This window comes from Mesorhizobium sp. M0136 (assembly GCF_040322515.1).
In the GTDB taxonomy this organism is placed as follows: Bacteria; Pseudomonadota; Alphaproteobacteria; order Rhizobiales; family Rhizobiaceae; genus Mesorhizobium.
Genome location: NZ_JAMYTP010000013.1, coordinates 73,525 through 92,504, shown reverse-complemented (window position 1 = coordinate 92,504; position 18,980 = coordinate 73,525). Strand labels below are relative to the sequence as shown.

Here is an 18,980-nt window from a genome sequence, read left to right as displayed (position 1 = left end):
GAGACGATCATGACTGTCTCGGCCTCCGAGCTGGCACGCCGCCTTGGCGAACATGCCGAGGCGGTGTGCCGCGAATATCTCTCCAACGGCCATCGCTCCGGCAACTACTGGATGGTCGGCGATGTCCGCAACACGCGCGGCCGCTCCATGCATGTGCGGCTCAAAGCGGTGGGCGGCAAGGCAGCCGGAAAGTGGGTCGACGAGTCGTCGGGGGAACATGGCGACCTGCTCGACGTCATCGAGCTGAGCTGTGGTCTGGTCGACTTCCGCGAGGTCGCGGACGAAGCACGTCGCTTCCTCTCCATGCCGCTGCCATCGCGCCAGCCTGCGCCCCAGCCCCTTGGCGCGCAGCGCCAGCCAGCCGCGTCACGCGGTTCCCCCGACGCCGCGCGTCGCCTGTTCGCCATGTCGCAGCCGATCGCCGGCACGCCGGCCGAACGATACCTCGCCGGCCGCGGCATTCTGCTCTCCCCGCGTGAGCGCGCCCTGCGCTTCCATCCCGGCTGCTACTACCGGGATTTCGTGACCGGCGAGACGCGGACCCTTCCTGCGCTGATTGCCGCTGTCACCAGCTTCGACGGGAAGATCACCGGCCTGCAACGCACCTGGCTTGATCCCTCGGGTCAGGGCAAGGCGCAACTCGCCGATCCACGCCGCTCACTGGGTCATCTCTTGGGCAACGCCATCTGGCTCGGCCTTGATCCCGGGGCCCCGGTCCCGGTCATGGCCGCCGGCGAGGGGTTCGAGACGATGGCGTCGCTTAAGGTGGTGATGCCGGCGCTGCCGGTTGCCGCGGCCACTTCGGCCAATCACCTCGCCGGCCTGACGTTTCCGCCCGGCTGCCGTCGCCTCTACATCGCGGCCGATGCCGACGCCGCCGGCCGGCACGGCATCGAGCGTCTCAGCCAGCGAGCCGGCGAAGCCGGAATCCTCGCCCTGGTGTTGCGGCCGCAGCTCGGCGATTTCAACGACGACCTGCGTCATCTCGGCCCGGCCCATCTCGCGGCATGGCTCAGCGACCAGCTCGTCCCGGAGGATGCCCGTCTCTTCCTGCCGCTCGGATGAACGGGTCGGGCCGGCACGCGGGCCGGCGCGGCGTCGCCGGACAGCCTGCAGACATGGCGGCGCTCCACCAGAGAGGCCGCGCCCGCGGCCTGCCTGAGAGGCGACCCCTGCCACCCCCCGTTCACGGCCGCAACGGCTGCGCCGTCCTCCGCTCGCGCTTCGGCCTTCGGTGCGGCCGCGCCCGGGGCGCGGCCGGGATGCGCTGTCAGGCCGCGATGGGCGCGGCCGAAACCGACGGAGACACCGCCATGACTTACGAGCTTCCTTTCGACGACGCCTACGAGCCCTACCACGCCTCTTCGCCGACCGACCGCGTCATCCTCGAACTACAGATGTACGGCCATCGCCCGCAGCAGGACGAACCTGATCCCCGCCCGCTGCCCGACGACGAGGCGATCCGGGCTGGCCTCGCCGGCATCGTCGAGACCTTCGCCGGCATGCTCGGCGACACCAGGCTCGAACCCGATCTCGACGACCTGCTCTGGTCCTTCGCAAACGTCTTCCACCGCGCCGCCGAGCGCGTCGCCCGCAGCCTCGACCGCAACGAGGAGGCGCAGCGTTCGAGCCAACAGGAGCAGGACGGTTCCGAGGTGAAGTCGGTCGAGCTGGAACGGCTGACCGCCGAGGGCATAACCTACATCGAGCGCCGCAACGTGCTGGAAATCATGCGCGATGAGGCCGCCGACCTCTACGAGGCGCAGACCGGATCGGCATGGCGGCCGCGCACCGGCTCCAAGGTCAGCCACCAGGCGATGACCGCAGCGGTGATCGACTCCAGAGACTTCCTCGCCGCCCGCCGCCATGCCGAAACCGAGGTGCTCGTTCCAGCCGGCACCAAGATCGCCTTCGCCGGTGGTCTCGACTGCAACGATCACGACCGGATCTGGAACGCGCTCGACAAGGCCCGCGAGAAGCATCCCGACATGGTCCTGCTCCACGGCGGCAGCCCGCGTGGCGCCGAACGCATCGCCGCCTGCTGGGCCGAGAACCGCAAGGTCACCCAGATCGCCTTCAAGCCGGACTGGACCCGACACGCCAAGGCGGCTCCGTTCCGCCGCAACGACCAGCTTCTCTCGGTGGTGCCCTACGGCCTGATCGTCTTTCCCGGTTCCGGCATCACCGAGAACCTTGCCGACAAGGCGCGTCGGCTCGGCATCCCCGTGTGGCGGTTCGCGGAGGACGGCGCGTGAGCGCCGTTTTCTTGCAAATCTATAAAATCTAGATAATATGGAGATCGATAAGGAGTCCAGCCATGCGCCAGTTCACGACGGGGGATCTCAACAAGCAGGTTGGCGACGTCACCGACGTTGCCAGCCGCGAACCCGTTATTCTTACCAAGCACCGGAAACCCCGGTTCGTGCTGATGAGTTACGAGCACTACGAACGGATGCGCATCGGCGGCGATCCCCGCCGCGCATACCGTGTCTCCGAGATGCCGGAGGAACACACGGAACTCTTCGCCGCCGAGATCGACCGATTGGCGCGCGGGGAAGGATACGATGATGAGCGGTAGATTTCTGCCTGGTCAGGTGATCTCCTACCCGTATCTTTGGGCATGGCAACACGAGCGCGGCGAAACGGAAGGCCGCAAGAGCCGGCCCACCTGCGTGGTCATCGCTGTCCGCGGCGCAAGAGATGGCCTGACCCATCTCGCGCTCCTGGCGATAACCACCCAACCACCAACCAGCGATCGGGTCGGTTTGGAAATCTCCACTATCGAGTGCCGCCGCGCCGGTCTGACCGATCTCAAACGCTGCTGGATCGTGGTTGACGAATACAACTACGATATTGCCGAACGCTCCTGGTACATCGAAGCCGACGGTAAGCCCCTCGGTCGTTTCAGCAAGGCATTCATGATGAAAATCGCAGGCGCCTTTATCGAAGCGCGCAGCGAGGGCCGCCGCGTCAGCCGTCTGGATTGACGTTCTCTTTCGCGGCCATGCGCTCGATCCAGGACGTGAGCCTCTGGCTGGCCGACAAAGACCACTAGCTCCAAGCGCGAAGCGCAACTAGCCAGATGCGCGTAGCGCCTCCGGCAGCTGCAGGATCCGGGCGCGCCGGCCTGCGGCCGGCCGGGCTCTCGTCGCGGCGTCCCGCCGCTTCCCGAGCCAGCTTTGCCGTCTCGGCCTTCGGGTGACGATCCCTCGCGCAGGGCCAGGGGAGAGGGCGGCCGGCGCGGGGCGGGGGACGCGGGAGAGAAGGGAAAGTCACCATGTCGATGATATTCATAGGTGGATCACGCGAGATATTCGAGCTGCCGGAATCTGCCATCGCTCGCATCGGCGCAATCGTTGCTGCCGAGCACGGCGTGCTGGTTGGCGACGCGCCTGGAGCCGATGCCGAGGCGCAGGGCCTGCTCGCCGGCTACAAGTACGAGCACGTCGGGGTCTTCCATGCCGGCAAGGAACCCCGCAACAATCTGGGCGACTGGGCCGCCTACCATGTTCCTTCTCCTGAAGGAGCTCACGAGCACTGGTTCCACGCCGCCAAGGACCGGGAGATGGTGCGGCGCGCCGACTTTGGGATGATGGTCTGGGACGGCGCATCACCGGGCACGGCCGTCAACGTGCTTCGGCTCGCCATCGCGAACAAGCCGTGCGTCATTTACGATCTGGCCAGGGGCAGCGTGGCGACGACGTACAATGTGCAAGACTGGTGCGCCATACTCCGCCATGCCGGTATGGACATTCGCCGGCAGGCCGAAGCCCGCATGATGCCGGACGAGCGTCTGGCGTTGCCGGGATGATGTACGCGCGGTCCCGCCGACAGCCCGGCGGTCCGATCCGATAGGCTTGATCCGGCCCCGCGCCGCCTACTCCACTTTTATAACGGCCGGAGCCGACCCCTTTCGAAACCGGCCCGCGCAGAGCCGCGGGGCGTTGTGCAGGATGATCATCTTGACGCTTCTCGCCTCTGAGGCGGGGCAAGCGTGCCGAACATCCTGGCGTGCCGGGTCATCCAACCTGGCTGCGAGGCTCGTCCCCGAGGGGCGTGAACTTCGCTGCCAGTCGGCTCCGATCTCGAAACCGCTGTGCCGCCATACCGAACACGCCAGGCGGTCACGCGCCGGGCTGCTGTTCGATGTGTTGGCGATGCCGACGACATGACCCGAGAGGCTGCTGCATGTTCCTGCGATCCGGCAGCGTTGCGTCGGCGGTCTAGCGATGGCGGCCTGAGTTCTTTTCCTTCGGTCCCATCCGGGGCCATTCCCGTTTCATGTCGCCTTTGTAGACGACCGCCTGCTTTGTGCGGTCAACCCCCGTTGGGGGTACACTCGGCGAAAATTCAGGAAAATTCGATTTCTGTTTTTGTCTGCGGACAGGCGAAGGGCCTGCCCGCTGTTTTTCGGCAAATAGAATTTTCCAGAATTTTCGCCGAGATGACCGCAGCAGGACGGCCCTCTCCTTTGGCGCCATCGGGAATGGCCCCGATGCAACCGAAGGAGAACTACCATGGCCACCACGATCGCAAACCTCACCACCAAGTCCGACGGCTCGATGGAAGGCGTCTTTGCCACGCTCCGGGTCAACGCCCCGATCACCCTGATCCCGAATACCAACAAGTCGCGCGAGGACGCGCCCGACTACCGGATCGTCAACAAGCGCACGGGCTTCGAGATCGGAGCCGGCTGGCACCGCATCTCCCAGCGTTCGGGCGAGGAATACCTCTCGGTCAAGCTGGAAGCCCCCGAGATCGGCGTCATCTTCGGCAATCTCGCTCCCGCCCCGGGTGGCGAGGAAAACAAGAAGGTCATCCTCTGGAACAACCCCCAGTGAGGCATCGGTGGCCGGCCCCGCAAGGGGCCGGCTCCCCACCGGCAAAAGGAGGTTGCAATGAGCCGCTACACCATCGCTGTCACTGGCACCGTCCCCGGACAGGTCCGCTCGGATCCAGACGCTGTCATCGGCTACGACCCACCGCTTCGGACTTACTTCCTGCAAGCGTTCCCCCACCAAGAAACCGACGAGCCCGGTCTTTGGCTCGGCACCCACGATCGCGCGTTCGAAACGCTTGAGGATCTTCACCGCGCAGCCATCTCACACGGCTACGACTTCATGCCTCTGTCGCCCAAATTGGTCGCAAAGCTGGTCGACGACAAAGCGGCGGCAAGCGGGCGTCCGAAGCGGGAAGGCATCCTCGGGCAACTGCTGAAACACCTCAACCAACCCAAGTAGGCATCTCAGGGCCCGCGACGGGATACTCCGTCGCGGGCCCTTTTTTTTGCGCGTCGCAAAGAGCCAGGAACATCACCCGTCACAGCATGCGACAGCGACTCCATACCGCCGATTATTCCTTCGGCAGTTTGTGCTTATGTATGCGGATATAATCCTGCACGGCCTTACGCAGCAGTTCGGTCATGCTGTGCCCGTTGCTGATCGCCAGCAATTTGAACTGGCGCTGCTCCACGGCCGTCAGATAGTATCCGCAGCGGATCATCTCCTCCTCGCGAATCTTCTTTCCGGCGATGGGGTCCTTTTTCTGACCCTGCCGCAGCAGCTTGCGGAAATCGGGCCCGACTGCCGGGGATGGCTTTGTCGGTTCCTGCATCTGGGGCGTAGCTTGCTCCTTGATCCCTGATGGCTCGGCCTTCTGTGGGATGAACATGCTGGGCAGCGCCGGCGGCTGCGTGGAGATCGCCTTCATCATGCGGGCTTTCTTGTCGTCACCGACTTTGGGTGCGGTTTCTTCACTCATGCCGCGTTCCTTGTGGCTTCGATGAAGGTTTGCAGAAGGTCATCGAAGACCCCTTCGCTCTCGGCAATCGCCTTCGCGTCGGGCACCTCGGGGCTGTAAAGGGTCTGCCCGGTCTGAAGGTCGCGGTAGGCAACGCGATTGTGCAGGACGTGTTCCGCAATCGGCGTGCCGTTGGCCTGGATGATGGCGCGCAGTTCTGTCAGGGCTCGCGCCCTGCCATCGATGATGGTCTGCTTGGTCAGCACGAATATCGCAGGCAGCGGTCTACCCCGGCTCTCGACCGCCAGCGGGATGTAGTGGTCGGTGATCTGGATGGCGGCGGTCACATCGTCGAGGGCAAAATAGACCGGCACGACGACAATGTCGGCCGCGAAGAGCCCCGCCATGAGGTTGTCATTTGTGGTGCCTTCCGTATCGATCAAGACGACCGAGCGTTCGCCGTTGTGAGTGGCTGCGGCGCGGAGGATTTCCTGCGGGGTCATCGCGCTCACCATCTGGAGCCTGTCAGGACGATTGCCAGCTTCGCCCAGCATCTGGAACCAGCGGTTCATGTTCTGCCGCCGGTCGCCGTCGATAAGAGTAACCGAATAGCCCCGATGCAGCGCGACGGATGCGAGAGTGCGCAGCATCGTCGATTTGCCAGTGCCGCCCTTGGGGATCGCAGCGCAGATAATCATGGGGGGCCTCCTTCCGGCGTTGTCTCCTTGTTTCCATGTTAACATGGAAACAAATCATCATGGATACATGAAACAAAATCACGGGCGAAACATGTGACATTGTCGACGGGGAAGACTGGTTTGGCAACCCAGGCGCGCACCGATAAGGGCTCGCTAAAGGTGCAGTTTCTGCGCAGCTGCTATCAGGTCCGGTGGCCCATCGACTGCGCATTTCCCATCGACTGCGCATTCCGGCTTGCGCAGAGGGCTGATGTTTCCATGTTAACATGGAAACAAGTTAACGCATCCTTTGCTCACTATTGGCAGGATAGCCTATTTTGTGATACACAAAATAGGCGGCGCGGCCCTGGCGGGCCTTAGCGCCCGCAAGCGGGCTTGAGAGATGGATGCAGACGTCCAGAAAGCAGCGGTAAAGAACGCGTCACGGCGCTACGGCGAGGTGACGCACATCCGGTTTTCGGCTGACGAGCTGGCCAACCTCAAAGCCATTGCGGAGCGGGACGGCGTTACCGTCAGCGAGGTCGTCCGGCGCCTGGTGCGGGCAGGGGCCGGGCATCTGCCTATCGCATCAGAGGCGTTGCGGCCGGCGATCGTGGACATGACCGATCAGCTGCGGCGCGTCGGCATCAATTTCAATCAGGCCGTGCGCGCTATGAACGACGGCCGTGTCGCCCATGATGAGGCTCTTGAGCAGGCGCTGATCGCGGTGGGCGACCTCGTGCGGCAGTTTCGCGAGGAACTGAAAACGATGACCGTCGAGTCTCGCAAGGCGAGGGAGGCCAGGCCATGAGCGGTCGTCTTGCCGGCTACGCGGCCGAAATCGAACGCTATCTGCGGGGCGGGTCGGGCGTGAAGCGGGAGGAGCTGGACGACCGCAATTCTGTGACGGGAGCCGGACGCGCGGCCGGTGAATTCCAGGCGATGAAGAGTTATAGGACCGGTGGCGGCGAACGCCTCCGGCAAGGTCAAGCCGGCTCGACGGCAGGTGGCGGCAGGAACGCCCCTCGTTCGTCGCCGGGAGGATTGGGGGCGGCGGGGAGCTCCATGTCCAGCAGGGCACCGAAGTCCACTGCTGCTGCGAGTTCGCCCAAGGCCGCTAGTGCGCCGATCATGGTCTATGGCGCCACGCTCGCCGGTTTCCGGCCGGAAGAGGAGGAGGAAGATTGGAAGCGGCGCGGCGGGGGCGGCGGCCGTGGTGCTGGCCGCTCTGGCGGCACAGGACGAGCGGCGCGGGCGGGCTATCAGGCGCGGGCCGTGGCGGCGAGGGCAGGCTATGCGGCGGGTGCGCAGCCTGCCGTGTTCAAGGTCATGCCCAATCCTCCGTCGACCAGGGAAGCCGCCGCGCGGCTGCTCAATTACATCGGCAAGCGCGAGGACGAAAAAGGCGAGAAACACGACATCGAGATCTTCGACGAAGATGGACAGGTTCTTGCGACAGGCGGCGCGCGAAAGGCGTTCCTGGAAACGTTTTGCGAGACGTTCGAACCGCCCTTGGAAAACACCAATTTTATCGAGGTTCGTTTCGAGCTCGCCGGCCAGGTCACCGATGCCGCCTTGAGCGAGGCGCTGACCAAGGCCTTCGGCGCAAAACCGTTCATCTATGCTCAGGACGGACAGACGGTGCAGGTCTACGCGCACACCGATCAGCGGGCAGGACCGCTCGCCAAGGTGCTTGCCGGCGGTCGGGAGAATTCGCGCAGCAAGGCGCTCGACAGGATCGAGGCGCGGTTGTCTGAAGCCATGGGCGCGGCGGGGGTGGTCGCCAAGGCGGAGGTAACGGCGGCCGTCAGCCGTGAACCCAAAGCGAAATATTTCCTGCAGAAGTTCATCCGCACCCACAGCCAGGTTCGCCACGCAAATGGCGAGCCTGTACCCGGGGTGAAGAATTCCACCAAGGCGGCCGCTTCGGTCTATGAACAATGGCGCCCGCAGTTTTCGGGGCGTGAACGCCGCAATGCCTATCACCTGCTTTTTTCGGCAAGGGCCGGCACCGATGCCAACGCCGTCATGGCCGCGGCGCGCGGCGTGCTCGAGGAGCGCGCGTCAGGATACAAGTTCGTCCTCGCGCATCACAAGGACACCAAGCACGTCCATATCCATGCGATGGTGCAGGCACGGTCAGCCGACGGCGAACGCCTGAAATTCTACAAGCCTGATCTCGCAGCCTGGCGCGAGACCTTTGCGGAAAAAGCACGCGAGAACGGCATTGCGATGGTGGCAACGCGGCGCATGGATCATGCGATGACGCGGCCATTCACGAAGGAGCATGCCGGAGCCTATAGCCGCGCGCAGAGCGATCCGCGCTACCAGGTCAGCACCAGGACGATCGAGCGAGTGGAGGCCAAGCGGCAACGCCGTATCGATGGGCAATCCCTTGTCGTTAACGGCGATGCAATCGCTGCCGCATGGCAAAAGACTGTGACGACGATGCGGACCGCGGGCATAGTCGGTCAGGCTCTCACGGCAGCGGAATCGATCGGCAACAATTTTCTGCGGTTCCGTCGCGATCGGACAGGTGAGGGGCAACCAGGTCCTGCCGCGGGTCGCGGAGCTGATCAATCGGGGCAGAAGTCTTTCCTGTCTCATCCGGGTATGAGAGAATTGAATGCACTGATAGGAGATTTGAACATGGCGCAAACCCCCTTGGAAATGCGGCGTCAGATGGCCCGCGTCAATCAGGCTCTGGACAACATGCGCGAGACGCTGCCGCCGGCGCATCAAGGGCAGTTCGAACAGTATCGTGAAGAGGTGAACGACAAGATGCACGACCGTCTCGCGCGGCTGCAATTCGAGCGGCAGCAGCAGCGTCGTGGTGGCGGTGGCGAGCCGATACCCGAGCGCGAGGCGCGAGGGCGCGACCTTCCAACTCGGGCCGATCCCCGCGAGCCTGAGGAGCCGCGCACAGGCACCGGGCAGGAGAAGGTGAGAGCCAAGCAGAAGGACGCCAACAAGCAGAAGGCTCAGCAGGCTGAAGAACAGGACCGCAAGACCCAGCGCTCAAATGATTACGATTACGAGCGCTGAGCAAAGATCGATTGCCGGCCCTTAAGGCGCGGGACGGTGCAGGGACAATGTCGCCGAGGCTCGTTCGTGCGGGCATGATATCGAAATTGCTACCGCATCGCAGTTGTCAGATCCTGGTCCCGTTTCCGGCTCAAGGTCACCCGTTGGGAATCCAGCACCTGTGCTTTGTCGGGACAAGATAGTTGCTATTGGGATTTGGCCGCTGCCGCTGCGAGCATCGCCTGGCCCACCTCAACAGCGCCTTGAGCAGTCAGCGTCTCCCCGGCGTTCTGGATGTCGCGCAGCTCCTTGTTCTGGCTGAGCTTGAATTTTCCAACCAGGCTGGTGATCTCGATCTCCAAGGCCACGATCGCTTTTGCCATTGTGTCAATGAAATCCTTCGGCGCGTCGCCCATCTTCCACGGGGCCGGCTGGTTGGCCTCGTGCATTTGAGTGAGCTTCGCGACGTTGCGGCGCACATAGCGCTCGTCGTCCCGAACAGCGTCGAGGGAGCCGTTGCTGTGGGTGATCAGGATACCAAACGGGTGTTTTTCGATAAGATCAAAGAGGGCGTTCTGATCGGGCACGGCGAAATGCGGAGGAACGTACAAAGGGGGATCTCCTGCTTTAGGGCTGTTGTCAGTGGTCAGCGAGGTCTTGCGAGACAGCCAGGGGCGACTTCGCTGCCGGCGAAGAGGGTGCGGGGGCCCGCTGTCCGCCGCGTTCAAGAACCGCCATCGAGAAGTGGGCGGGCACGTCAGATGCCGCGGCATAGGAGTGAGGTTGATCTGTAACGAGGCGCGCGCTCTCGCCTGCATTTAGAATGATCTCGTGGCTGCCCACCGTGACCTTGAGCGAGCCCTGGGTAACCGAGACCAGTTCGCGCGTATCGGGACTGTGCGCATCGGCGGCAAACACATCACCCGGCATGAGGACCCAGCTCCAAAGTTCGAACATCGTGCGTCCCGAGGTCGATGTGTGAAGCTGTGCCCGGCTGCCTTTGGCGCTCGTCCAAAGCGTCCTGGACACGCTCCGTTCGATCGGCAGGTCGGGGGCCATGGAAGGCGCCTCGTTCAGCAAATCGGCAACCGATAGCGAAAACGCTGCTGCCAGACGGCAAAGGATACCGATACTCGGATTTGCCTTGCCCTGCTCAAGCGCGACAACCGTCCCTTTCGACAGGCCGGTCAGTTTGGCCAATCTATCAAGAGTCAGGTTTTGCTCGCGCCTAAGATCGCCAATCCGGATCGCAATCGCCTGGCCGAGCGCCTGCTCGGTCTCCAGAGGTGTCGGGGTGTCGGTCATTATGTTGACTTGGGCTCTTGCATCGCTTACGGTCAATATAATGACCGGCGCAAAATTGCAACCGCGCCTTAAACAGGAATTGGCCAGTGCGCTTTGAAACGAAGGCAATCCATAGCGGTCGAGGTGTTGACCCTTCAACCGGGGCGGTCTCATTACCGCTTCATACCAGCACGACGTTCGAGCGCGGCGCCGACGGCTCATTTCCATTTGGGTTCGAGTACACTCGCGATGCAAATCCGACGCGCAATGCATTCGAGTCGGCGATGGCCGCGCTCGAGGGAGGACACGAAGGGATAGCCTTTGCGTCGGGCATGGCCGCAATCACTGAGGTCTTTGAGAGCCATCCCTCGACGGGACGGATCGTCCTTCCTGACGATATGTATTTTGGCATCCGCTCGCTGATGGACGAAACCGATATCGGCTCTCGCTTCGACTTCGGCGCGGTCGATATGCGCGATCTGGATGCGGTGCGCGCCGCGGTCACGTCACAGCGGACTGGCCTCGTATGGGTCGAGACGCCGTCAAACCCGATGATCCGCGTTGTCGACATTCCGGCCATCTGCAAAATCGCGCACGAGGCAGGTGCCTTGGCCGTAGTGGACAACACGTGGGCAACTCCAGTGCTTCAACGGCCCCTCGAAGTTGGGGCGGACGCGGTCATGCACTCGGCAACAAAGTACATTGGTGGCCATTCGGATTTGATGGCGGGCGTCGTTGTTGTCTCGCACGCGTCACCCCTCGCTCGCCCGCTACGTATGGTCCAGAAACACAAGGGCAGCGTCGCGGCACCCTTCGACTGTTGGTTGGCACTGCGAGGGCTGCAGACCTTGCCGATCCGCATGCGCGCTCATTGCGAAGGCGCCGAGAAGGTTGCGGAGGCCCTGTCGTCCCATCCCCGCGTCGAGAAAGTGCTTTTTCCAGGCCTGCAAGATGATCCGGGACACGAGCTGGCTACGCGGCAAATGAGCGGTTACGGAGCGATGCTTTCCTTTGTCGTCGAAGGTGGAACCGATGCTGCGATGGCCGTGGCCGGCCGCCTCAAGCTTGTTGTCCGGGCGACTAGCCTTGGCGGGACGCACTCCCTGATCGAGCATCGCGCATCCGTGGAGGGTGCGAAGTCCAAAGCGCCAAGCGGATTGCTGCGAATGTCCGTGGGGCTCGAGCACCCTCAGGACATTATTGACGACCTGATGCAGGCTCTCAGAGCGACGTCTGGGGCGTAGTCCCCGAAATGAATCAGGCGTGAGAGACCGGCGAAAGATCCAAGATGCTCAACCATCTGAACCACCTGCTAATTGTCTATACGGCCTACGTCGTTGCAGCGGGGAGCCCGGGTCCCAGCACAATGCGGATCATGGGAACGGCAATGCAGCAAGGGCGCCAGGCAGCCCTTGCTTTGTCAGCCGGCGTCGTCACCGGATCGATTTTTTGGGGCATCATGGCGGCGACAGGCATCTCCGCGCTTTTGGCAAGCTACGCCCAGGCGCTGGTGATTCTAAAGGTTCTTGGAGGCTGTTATCTGCTCTATTTAGCTTTCAAGGCAGGAAGGGGTGCTCTGACACCGGACCGGCATGATGCCACGCCTAGTACAGCACCCCGGCAGATCTCAGGGCTCGGTCTCTACAGGCGCGGTTTGCTGATGCACCTCAGCAATCCGAAATCGATCCTCGCCTGGATTGCACTGGTAACGCTAGGGCTTGGACCGGACGCCTCGCATACAGATGTCATCGTCATCCTTGCGGGATGTGCGGTGCTGAGCGTTACAATATTCTGCGGGTACGCCGTCGTGTTTTCCACGCAGCCCATGGTGAGGATGTACCGTCGGGCGCGGCGAGGCATTGAAGTTGTTTTAGCCGCCGCCTTTGGTTTTGCAGGGCTGCGGCTCCTGCTTTGGCGAACCTGAAAGAATCTCCCGAACAACTGCCTCGCGACGAGGAGGGGGAGCGAGGGGTCAAGTCCCGGGTGCGGAGGGTATCTCTGGCACCGCTTTACGTGGCGGCTGGCACAAAACTGCGGCCTGTTACGGCTGGGGGGAGGCTCGCTGTCGGCGATCGCCGTAGATTGCTAGGGCTAATCGACTAGATCAGGCAAAGCATCTTCGACGATGCTCAGATTTCGATCGAAAGTCTCGGTGTCGGATGCGTTGGCGCGCAGAGACCGCACCTTGTTCAGGATCGCCGCAACCGCCGCTTCTTTTTCGGGCGCTATGCGTGTTGTCACCGCTTTGGCGGCCAAAGCGGAAAAATCCACGGCGGCATAAGCTGGCACGGCCGCAGCGTCTCTTGATTTCAGCCGTTCTTTCGGGATTGCGCGCCGGCCCGGCGGCGGAGCTATATGGCCTGCTTTTGCGGCAAATGTCGCGCCGCGCCGCAGGCGCGTCTGCAAGAGGCCTGAGCGGTACGCGGGTGCTGTCGGCACAATCGTCGGGAGCGCAGGAGATGGAACCGCCGCGGAAGCGTCCAACGCAGGTCTTTTCGTGCGCGAAGCGTGGACAGAGGCGGGCAGGGGCATGAACGTGCGTTTGGCGAGCTGGCCGTCGGCGAAATAGAAATTGCGGGTGCCGAGGATCGGCAGTTCGCCGCGCGGCAATATGATGACCTTGTTCTTGTCGAGGGTGCGGATTTCATCTGGCCGCATCAGAGGCCGCCGCACTTCCTTGCGGTGCTCCGAGCGCGTGTAATAAGTGTCGAACAACGTTGCCTTGGTGCGCGTCACGTCCTTTTGCACGTCCGACGTTTCGCCGAGCTGCTCGGAAACGTAGCGCAGATCGTCCGCGTCCTGCGCACCGAAAAAGATCTGCACGCGAGCGGCGTTGATGAGCGTTTTGCGCCCTTCCTGGCGATAGATCTCGTCTACAGCCTTCAGCGACTGCACGAAAAACCACATCGAAACACCGTTGCCGCCGAGCACGCTCGCCATTTCGGTCACGTTCTCGAGCTTGCCGAGGTTCTGGAACTCGTCGAGCAGCACAAGCACCGGATGCTCGTCCGGACGCGGCATGGTTTCCGACATGAAGTTCATCATCTGCGTAATCAGGACGTTGAACAACGGTCCAAGCGACGTAATCTGCTCACGCCGCACGTCGAGATAGAGAGACATCCGGTCACGCTTGAGTTTGCGAATATCGAACGTGCTGCGCGACGTAGCTCGCATCAGGCGCTCGTTGAGAAACGGGGCCATGCCGGTGCGAACGCCGGCGTAGATCCCGGAGAACTGCCGCTCAGACATCTCGAAATATGGCAGCAGGGTTTGCAGGGTGAAATGCGAACATTCGCGGCGGCGTTCCTCGCGCAGCGAGCCAATGAATTCCAGGAGCGGCTGCTCGGCACCGTTCATAATCTGGAGGATTGTGGCGAAGGTCTTTTTCTCGTTTGGGATCGCAGGTGATTCCATGACGAAGGACGCTATGCCGGTAAAAAGGAGGCGGGCGTCGTTGACCCAATAGGGATCTGCATTTGAGGGCGGTCGCGGAAACAGCGCCGCAGCGATGTTGCGAAGGTCGATGTCGCGCTGTGCCGAATCCAGCGAGATGAAGTCCATCGGATTGTAGCATGCGGTATTGCCGTCGGGGTCAGCCGGCGCCAAACGCACCACGCGGCTCATGGTGGAACGGTAGCCGGCGGTTGCCGCATAGGTCTCGCCCCGCAGGTCGAGAACCACGAGCGAATGCGGCCAGGTCAATGCGTTCGGGATGATGAGAGACGTGCCTTTACCAGAGCGCGGCGGGCCTATGACGAAGCCGCCGATATCATCGCCATCAATCCACAATTTCTTGCCGCCGACCAGCTTGCGCTGCCTCAAGCGGATCTTGCCGGAGCGCTGATCGCGGCCGGGCGACAAAATTTCGGCAAGCCTGCCGCCGGCTCGGCCGACGAAGACGCCGCCCACTTTCGTCAGGCCGGTTTTCGACACGTCGCCCATCGTCATGAAGCGAGAGTCATTGCGCTTTGTCGGGCGCATGAGAAACAGGCTGAGCAGGGGCGCAAGAAACCCTAATGCTCCCGCTGCAATGGCGTATTGGACCCGGCCAAAATTCCTCGCCATTGTATCCGCCCAGGCGTGACGAACGACCGGCAATGGATTGGCGTTCAGCTGGTGGAACAGGACGTGGGAGCCGGTCCGGTACCAATCAGTCGCGGCATAGGCGACCGTGAAGAGCAGGACACCCAGGGCCATCGCCATGAGCATCATGAAAATTGCTGTTGCGACTTTCTGCATGCATGGGCTCGCTAGATCGTCTCGGCCTTGGTGAACTTAATCTCGCTGATGCCGCGCCGTCCGCCTTCGGTGCGGACCATCTGGACGACCACTGGAATGACCTCGCGCAGGTAGTCGAGGATTTCACTTCGTGAGAGGCCCGAGTTGCCCTGCATGACCATGAGCGCCAGGCGCTCGTAGGCGGACCGGGCGGAATTGGCATGAACGGTGGTGAGCGAACCCGGATGGCCGGTGTTGATCGCCTGGAGGAACGCAAAGGTTTCAGCGCCGCGCAACTCGCCCAATAGCAGACGGTCGGGTCGCATGCGAAGGGAGGCTTCGAGCAGCTGTTGGGCGGAGACCTTGGCAAGGCCCTGGTCGCCCTTCGAGGCTATCAGGGTGACGTTGTTGGCAGCCGGCAGCCTCAGTTCGCGGGTGTCTTCGATCGTGATGACCCGTTCATGGGCCGGAATCTCCTTCAAGAGTGCATTCAAAAACGTCGTCTTGCCAGTCGACGTACCGCCTGAAACGACGATGGAGACACGGTTGCGCACCGCATATTGCAGGAAGTCCATCGGCGACGTGTCATGCAGCATTTCGACAAGTCGCTTTTCCTCGGTTGAAAGCGCCAGGCCGCTGCCCATAGCGGTGTTTTCGAATGCGCCGAGATCGTTGTAGGCATCAAGGCTCATATCCATGATGACCTGCTTGCGGATCGAGATCGCTCCGCCTTCGGGAGCCGCGGGCGGCAAGATGCATTGGATGCGCTCTCCCGAGGGTAAAGCAGCTGACAGGACCGGCTTTTCCTCGTTGATGACCTGATTGGTCGCCGAAGCGACGCCTGTCGAGATATGCCTAATCCACCCGGGCGTGACCTCGCGCTTGACGACGTGCTCCATTTCCTTCGCGCCGAGGCGTTCGATGAACAATTCACCCGGCCTGTTAATCGCAATCTCGGACACCGCGTCTTCGTTCAAATAGGACCATATCGGCTCCAGATGAGCGCGCAGGACCGGGGCTCTCGCCCACGGGTCGGGGAGGGGATGCACGGCATTCATTTCACCGGGCTCCCATAGCCGGGATAGAAATTATCCTTTGGCGTCGTGTAGAGAGGCGTCGGATCGATCGCCGTCTTCGGTCGCCCACCTGCCTTCAGGCGCGCCACTTCGTCCTGGATGGGATCCGCGTACAAGTCCGAGAAATCGAGATCTCGCCGCACCAGCACGACGACCGAGGTGCCCTGGTCGACATAGACTGTCGGGCCAATGTTCTGCGTGTCGCGAAACGCCTCTTGCGCAAGCTGCTGCAGGGCGGTCGATGATTTGTCGAACGCGATGCTGCGGGCGTCGCGCTGCGAGCCATTGCCGCCATAAGTCACGGTCGTGGTCTCCCCGGTCACGGGATCGATCGTCGACACCTGGCGCTGTTGTCCGTTCTGGCTGCTATCGCCAAGCGAGGACAGATATTCAGAGACGCCGCCGACCACGGAAAGCATGATGGCGTTGCCGTAGCGTTCAACCCAGTGCGTATCGACCCGGCCACCCATGCCACCGCGGCCGAGCGCGTCTGCACCAGGCGACTTGATATCGACGGAAATGCCGTCCGAGCGGATGACCCTGCTCCAGACGATGAAAACACGCTTTTGACCGCGCGCCAGCCCCGAGCGGTATTCTCCGGTCAGGCGCGAGCCCTTCGGAATGAGGATCCGCCTGCCGTCGAGCGAGAAGACATCCTCACGCACGACAGCGCGCACGGCGCCGGGAAGGTCGGTGTTGATCGCGGTTTCCAAATAGCCACGAATGATCGTTCCTTCAGGGATCAACGCATCGGTGCGTCGGAAAACCTTGGCTTTGACGATGCTGGAAGAACTTGCCTCAGACTGCGCCAGGAATGCCTGGTTGGGATCACTGTCGGCCCCGGGAACCGGGATGATCTGACCGTCGGCCGCGATTTCGACCTGTGCCGCCTGGGCACCGGCATCCGTCGAGCCGGTTTGATCATTCGTCACCATCTGGTTCGACCGCAGGCGTGCCCACACCGCTTTTTCATGCTCGGCGGCCTCTGCCTTACGGCGAGCCTCGTCCTCAGCCGCGGCCTTGCGGCGGGCTTCTTCCGCCTCGGCCTTGCGGCGAGCTTCCTCGGCCGCCATTTGCGCCTCCAGCGCGCGCCGCTGCGCATCAAGATCCGCGCCCTCCTGCACGGTCTGATCGACATTATCGGCTTGTTGCGTGCCGTTCTGGTCGGCGGCCGGTGGCGGCACCACGATCTGGTCGATCGTGCCGTCGGCAGGTTGCGGCGGTTCGTTCAACGCCGGCGGGCGGAACTCGGGCGGGTTGAAGTTTTCCTCGCCATCGCTGCGAACATCGCGCGATACCGGCTCTCGAGGCCAGTTCAGCCATATCAGCGCGCCAACCAGCACCACGCCGAGGGCGACCAGGGCGATCCTGGTACCCACGCCCGCACCGCGGCGTGCGACCGTCGGGCTGCCGTCCAGCTGGTTATAGTCGATCTGGGTCATCACCGCCCTCCGCTGGTTCCGAACACCGTGGAACCGCCTGTCAGTTTCGTTGGGCCGTAGACCTGCTCGACCGGATCGATTTCGTTGGGTCGCGCCCGGTTGTAGAGGCAGAGCGTCTTGCCATCGGCCCGCAAGGTGAATTGCCGTGCGACCTTGTCGATGACGGTGTATTTGCCCTGCGTGCGAACGTTGACCAGCGACTCCTGACGCTTGTCGTCGACAACGAAGATCGCCGGAATGTCGCCCTTGAACTCCAGAAACACCTTGGTGCCGTCGTCGAATACGGTGCGCGGCTTCAGGCTGTCGTCGCCCTTGTAGGCGTAGTCGTAGTTGAGATCGGCATAATTCAGGTCCTTCAAATCCGGATCGGCGGCGCTCTCCTTGGCCTGTGAGAGCAGGCGCGCGTTGATATCCTCGTCGGGGTATTTGAACCGGACCTGGAAGGATGCCCGGTCCCGATCATTGTCAGTCGCCTGCAGCAGCAAGGAATAGACGCGCCGGTTGGTGACCACGTTGACGTTGGTCCACGCATCGCGCTCCAGCGGCTTGACGAACAGAAACCGCGATCCGCGTTTGGGGATGATCGACCAGCCTTTCGTGTCGCCAGCCGACACGGTTTCGATGACTTCGGTCGGGCTGAGCTCGACCATGGTCGAAATGCCAAGAGCTGCGCGCACCGACGTCACGTCGTCATTGTTGAAGGTGACATATCGGATGCGGCCGTCGCGTGCGGCCGCGCCGTGCATCGTGCCGAGCAGAAGGGCGGCCGACAGCGCGAGGCCCACGCGCCATCTCATTGCAGGCTCCCCGCAGCGGGTGCCGATTCCTGGTCGCGGCGGTAATCCGTAACCTGAAATCCCAACGGGTTGTCGAAACGCCATTCGTTCTTGAGCGGCGTCGAGGTGTAGCGGAATTTTATCACCGCCACCCAATTGTCGGTGGTGGACGAATTGTCCCGCCGCGTCATCGTGGCAAAGCGCACCGAGGCTGTGTTGCGATTGAGCAGGGAAACTGACTTGATCTCGACCGAGACAGTGACATTGCGGTCATAAACCTTGTCCAGCGATTGCGGGTTTGCAGGCGTGAAAAGCCATGTCAAATCCTTGGACGCGGCGTCGGTCGAATAGAGCTGTGCCAGGTCGTAATTCTGTTTCAGTTCTCGCGAATCGTAGGTTTCGCGGGCCCTGATGTAACGCACAAGATTGGCCGCCGTGACGGCCTCGTTCTGCGATAAATCTCCAGGCTTCAGCGCGCGCATGATCTCGAGGTAGCCCGTCGATTTGTCGACCTCCACAACGTACGGTTCGAACTGTCGGAGCGGCAGGATGAGCACGAGCGCCAGCAGCGACAGCACCGCGACCAGTCCGGAAACGCCACTGACGATCCAGGCCAATGTACGCGATCGGCGCATTGACCTGTGCGTGTCGTCTTCCCAGGTCGCGCCCGCCCTGTAATAGCGCCTGTCGACGAGGTCGCTGCTGCGGTCAGCAGCTGCTTCTACTGGATTTGACACTTTACCA

The 18,980-nt window shown here is 62.5% G+C and carries 20 protein-coding genes; 11 read left to right on the top strand and 9 right to left on the bottom strand.

Going from position 1 to position 18,980, the window contains the following annotated elements; translation table 11 throughout:
* The first annotated feature begins 9 nt into the window (after window positions 1–9).
* The 7 genes from NKJ35_RS17395 (at window position 10) to NKJ35_RS17365 (ending at window position 5,240) form a co-directional block, all read left to right on the top strand.
* The gene (locus NKJ35_RS17395) at window positions 10–1,065 is read left to right on the top strand and encodes a DUF7146 domain-containing protein (RefSeq protein ID WP_352648752.1); all 1,056 of its coding nucleotides are present in this window, start codon (window positions 10–12) and stop codon (window positions 1,063–1,065) included.
* Between the two features lie 248 nt (window positions 1,066–1,313).
* Window positions 1,314–2,255, top strand: a complete 942-nt coding sequence (locus NKJ35_RS17390; RefSeq protein ID WP_352648750.1) for a DUF2493 domain-containing protein — start codon at window positions 1,314–1,316, stop codon at window positions 2,253–2,255.
* Between the two features lie 62 nt (window positions 2,256–2,317).
* A complete protein-coding gene (locus NKJ35_RS17385; protein WP_352483438.1) occupies window positions 2,318–2,578 on the top strand; it encodes a type II toxin-antitoxin system prevent-host-death family antitoxin in 261 nt (86 codons plus the stop codon).
* Window positions 2,568–2,987: a hypothetical protein gene (locus NKJ35_RS17380; RefSeq protein ID WP_352595508.1), complete on the top strand. Its 420-nt coding sequence runs from the start codon at window positions 2,568–2,570 to the stop codon at window positions 2,985–2,987. The genes NKJ35_RS17385 and NKJ35_RS17380 overlap by 11 nt, the downstream gene beginning before the upstream one ends.
* Before the next feature lie 290 nt (window positions 2,988–3,277).
* Window positions 3,278–3,811, top strand: a complete 534-nt coding sequence (locus NKJ35_RS17375) for a hypothetical protein (RefSeq protein ID WP_352648748.1) — start codon at window positions 3,278–3,280, stop codon at window positions 3,809–3,811.
* Window positions 3,812–4,517: 706 nt separating this feature from the next.
* Window positions 4,518–4,841 carry a DUF736 domain-containing protein gene (locus tag NKJ35_RS17370; protein ID WP_006339490.1) on the top strand — a complete coding sequence of 108 codons (324 nt, stop codon included), beginning with the start codon at window positions 4,518–4,520 and terminating at the stop codon, window positions 4,839–4,841.
* A gap of 57 nt (window positions 4,842–4,898) precedes the next feature.
* Window positions 4,899–5,240 carry a hypothetical protein gene (locus tag NKJ35_RS17365; RefSeq protein WP_352648746.1) on the top strand — a complete coding sequence of 114 codons (342 nt, stop codon included), beginning with the start codon at window positions 4,899–4,901 and terminating at the stop codon, window positions 5,238–5,240.
* A gap of 112 nt (window positions 5,241–5,352) precedes the next feature.
* Here the strand turns inward: NKJ35_RS17365 and NKJ35_RS17360 are convergent, their stop codons facing one another.
* Both NKJ35_RS17360 and NKJ35_RS17355 read right to left on the bottom strand, forming a co-directional pair.
* Window positions 5,353–5,760 (bottom strand): hypothetical protein, encoded by a 408-nt coding sequence (locus NKJ35_RS17360; RefSeq protein WP_352648744.1) that lies wholly within the window; start codon window positions 5,758–5,760, stop codon window positions 5,353–5,355.
* Window positions 5,757–6,482, bottom strand: coding sequence for a nucleotide-binding protein (locus NKJ35_RS17355; RefSeq protein ID WP_352648742.1), 726 nt, complete (start codon window positions 6,480–6,482; stop codon window positions 5,757–5,759). Before NKJ35_RS17355 ends, NKJ35_RS17360 begins: the two co-directional genes overlap by 4 nt.
* A 337-nt stretch (window positions 6,483–6,819) precedes the next feature.
* Here NKJ35_RS17355 and NKJ35_RS17350 point away from each other — a divergent pair, with 337 nt between their 5' ends.
* The gene (locus tag NKJ35_RS17350; protein ID WP_352648740.1) at window positions 6,820–7,227 is read left to right on the top strand and encodes a plasmid mobilization protein; all 408 of its coding nucleotides are present in this window, start codon (window positions 6,820–6,822) and stop codon (window positions 7,225–7,227) included.
* Window positions 7,224–9,461, top strand: a complete 2,238-nt coding sequence (locus tag NKJ35_RS17345; RefSeq protein ID WP_352648738.1) for a relaxase/mobilization nuclease domain-containing protein — start codon at window positions 7,224–7,226, stop codon at window positions 9,459–9,461. The genes NKJ35_RS17350 and NKJ35_RS17345 overlap by 4 nt, the downstream gene beginning before the upstream one ends.
* A 185-nt stretch (window positions 9,462–9,646) precedes the next feature.
* Here the strand turns inward: NKJ35_RS17345 and NKJ35_RS17340 are convergent, their stop codons facing one another.
* A complete protein-coding gene (locus NKJ35_RS17340; protein WP_352648736.1) occupies window positions 9,647–10,051 on the bottom strand; it encodes an FMN-binding negative transcriptional regulator in 405 nt (134 codons plus the stop codon).
* A 28-nt stretch (window positions 10,052–10,079) separates the two neighbouring features.
* The gene (locus tag NKJ35_RS17335; RefSeq protein ID WP_352648734.1) at window positions 10,080–10,745 is read right to left on the bottom strand and encodes a helix-turn-helix domain-containing protein; all 666 of its coding nucleotides are present in this window, start codon (window positions 10,743–10,745) and stop codon (window positions 10,080–10,082) included.
* Window positions 10,746–10,831: 86 nt separating this feature from the next.
* Here NKJ35_RS17335 and NKJ35_RS17330 point away from each other — a divergent pair, with 86 nt between their 5' ends.
* Together NKJ35_RS17330 and NKJ35_RS17325 are read left to right on the top strand one after the other, a co-directional pair.
* Window positions 10,832–11,968, top strand: coding sequence for a trans-sulfuration enzyme family protein (locus NKJ35_RS17330; RefSeq protein ID WP_352648732.1), 1,137 nt, complete (start codon window positions 10,832–10,834; stop codon window positions 11,966–11,968).
* A 44-nt stretch (window positions 11,969–12,012) separates the two neighbouring features.
* Window positions 12,013–12,648 (top strand): LysE family translocator, encoded by a 636-nt coding sequence (locus NKJ35_RS17325; RefSeq protein ID WP_352648730.1) that lies wholly within the window; start codon window positions 12,013–12,015, stop codon window positions 12,646–12,648.
* A gap of 167 nt (window positions 12,649–12,815) precedes the next feature.
* Here the strand turns inward: NKJ35_RS17325 and NKJ35_RS17320 are convergent, their stop codons facing one another.
* Genes NKJ35_RS17320 through NKJ35_RS17300 form a run of 5 tightly spaced genes read right to left on the bottom strand, consistent with a single transcriptional unit; the run spans window position 12,816 to window position 18,973 of the window.
* Window positions 12,816–14,963 (bottom strand): type IV secretory system conjugative DNA transfer family protein, encoded by a 2,148-nt coding sequence (locus NKJ35_RS17320; RefSeq protein WP_352648728.1) that lies wholly within the window; start codon window positions 14,961–14,963, stop codon window positions 12,816–12,818.
* Between the two features lie 11 nt (window positions 14,964–14,974).
* Window positions 14,975–16,000: a P-type DNA transfer ATPase VirB11 gene (gene virB11, locus NKJ35_RS17315; RefSeq protein WP_352648726.1), complete on the bottom strand. Its 1,026-nt coding sequence runs from the start codon at window positions 15,998–16,000 to the stop codon at window positions 14,975–14,977.
* Window positions 15,997–17,460: a type IV secretion system protein VirB10 gene (virB10, locus tag NKJ35_RS17310; RefSeq protein WP_352648724.1), complete on the bottom strand. Its 1,464-nt coding sequence runs from the start codon at window positions 17,458–17,460 to the stop codon at window positions 15,997–15,999. Before virB10 ends, virB11 begins: the two co-directional genes overlap by 4 nt.
* Complete coding sequence (locus NKJ35_RS17305) at window positions 17,460–18,257, bottom strand: TrbG/VirB9 family P-type conjugative transfer protein (protein ID WP_352648722.1); 798 nt, start codon at window positions 18,255–18,257, stop codon at window positions 17,460–17,462. The genes virB10 and NKJ35_RS17305 overlap by 1 nt, the downstream gene beginning before the upstream one ends.
* Window positions 18,254–18,973: a VirB8 family type IV secretion system protein gene (locus NKJ35_RS17300; RefSeq protein ID WP_352623353.1), complete on the bottom strand. Its 720-nt coding sequence runs from the start codon at window positions 18,971–18,973 to the stop codon at window positions 18,254–18,256. Before NKJ35_RS17300 ends, NKJ35_RS17305 begins: the two co-directional genes overlap by 4 nt.
* Window positions 18,974–18,980 lie beyond the last annotated feature (7 nt).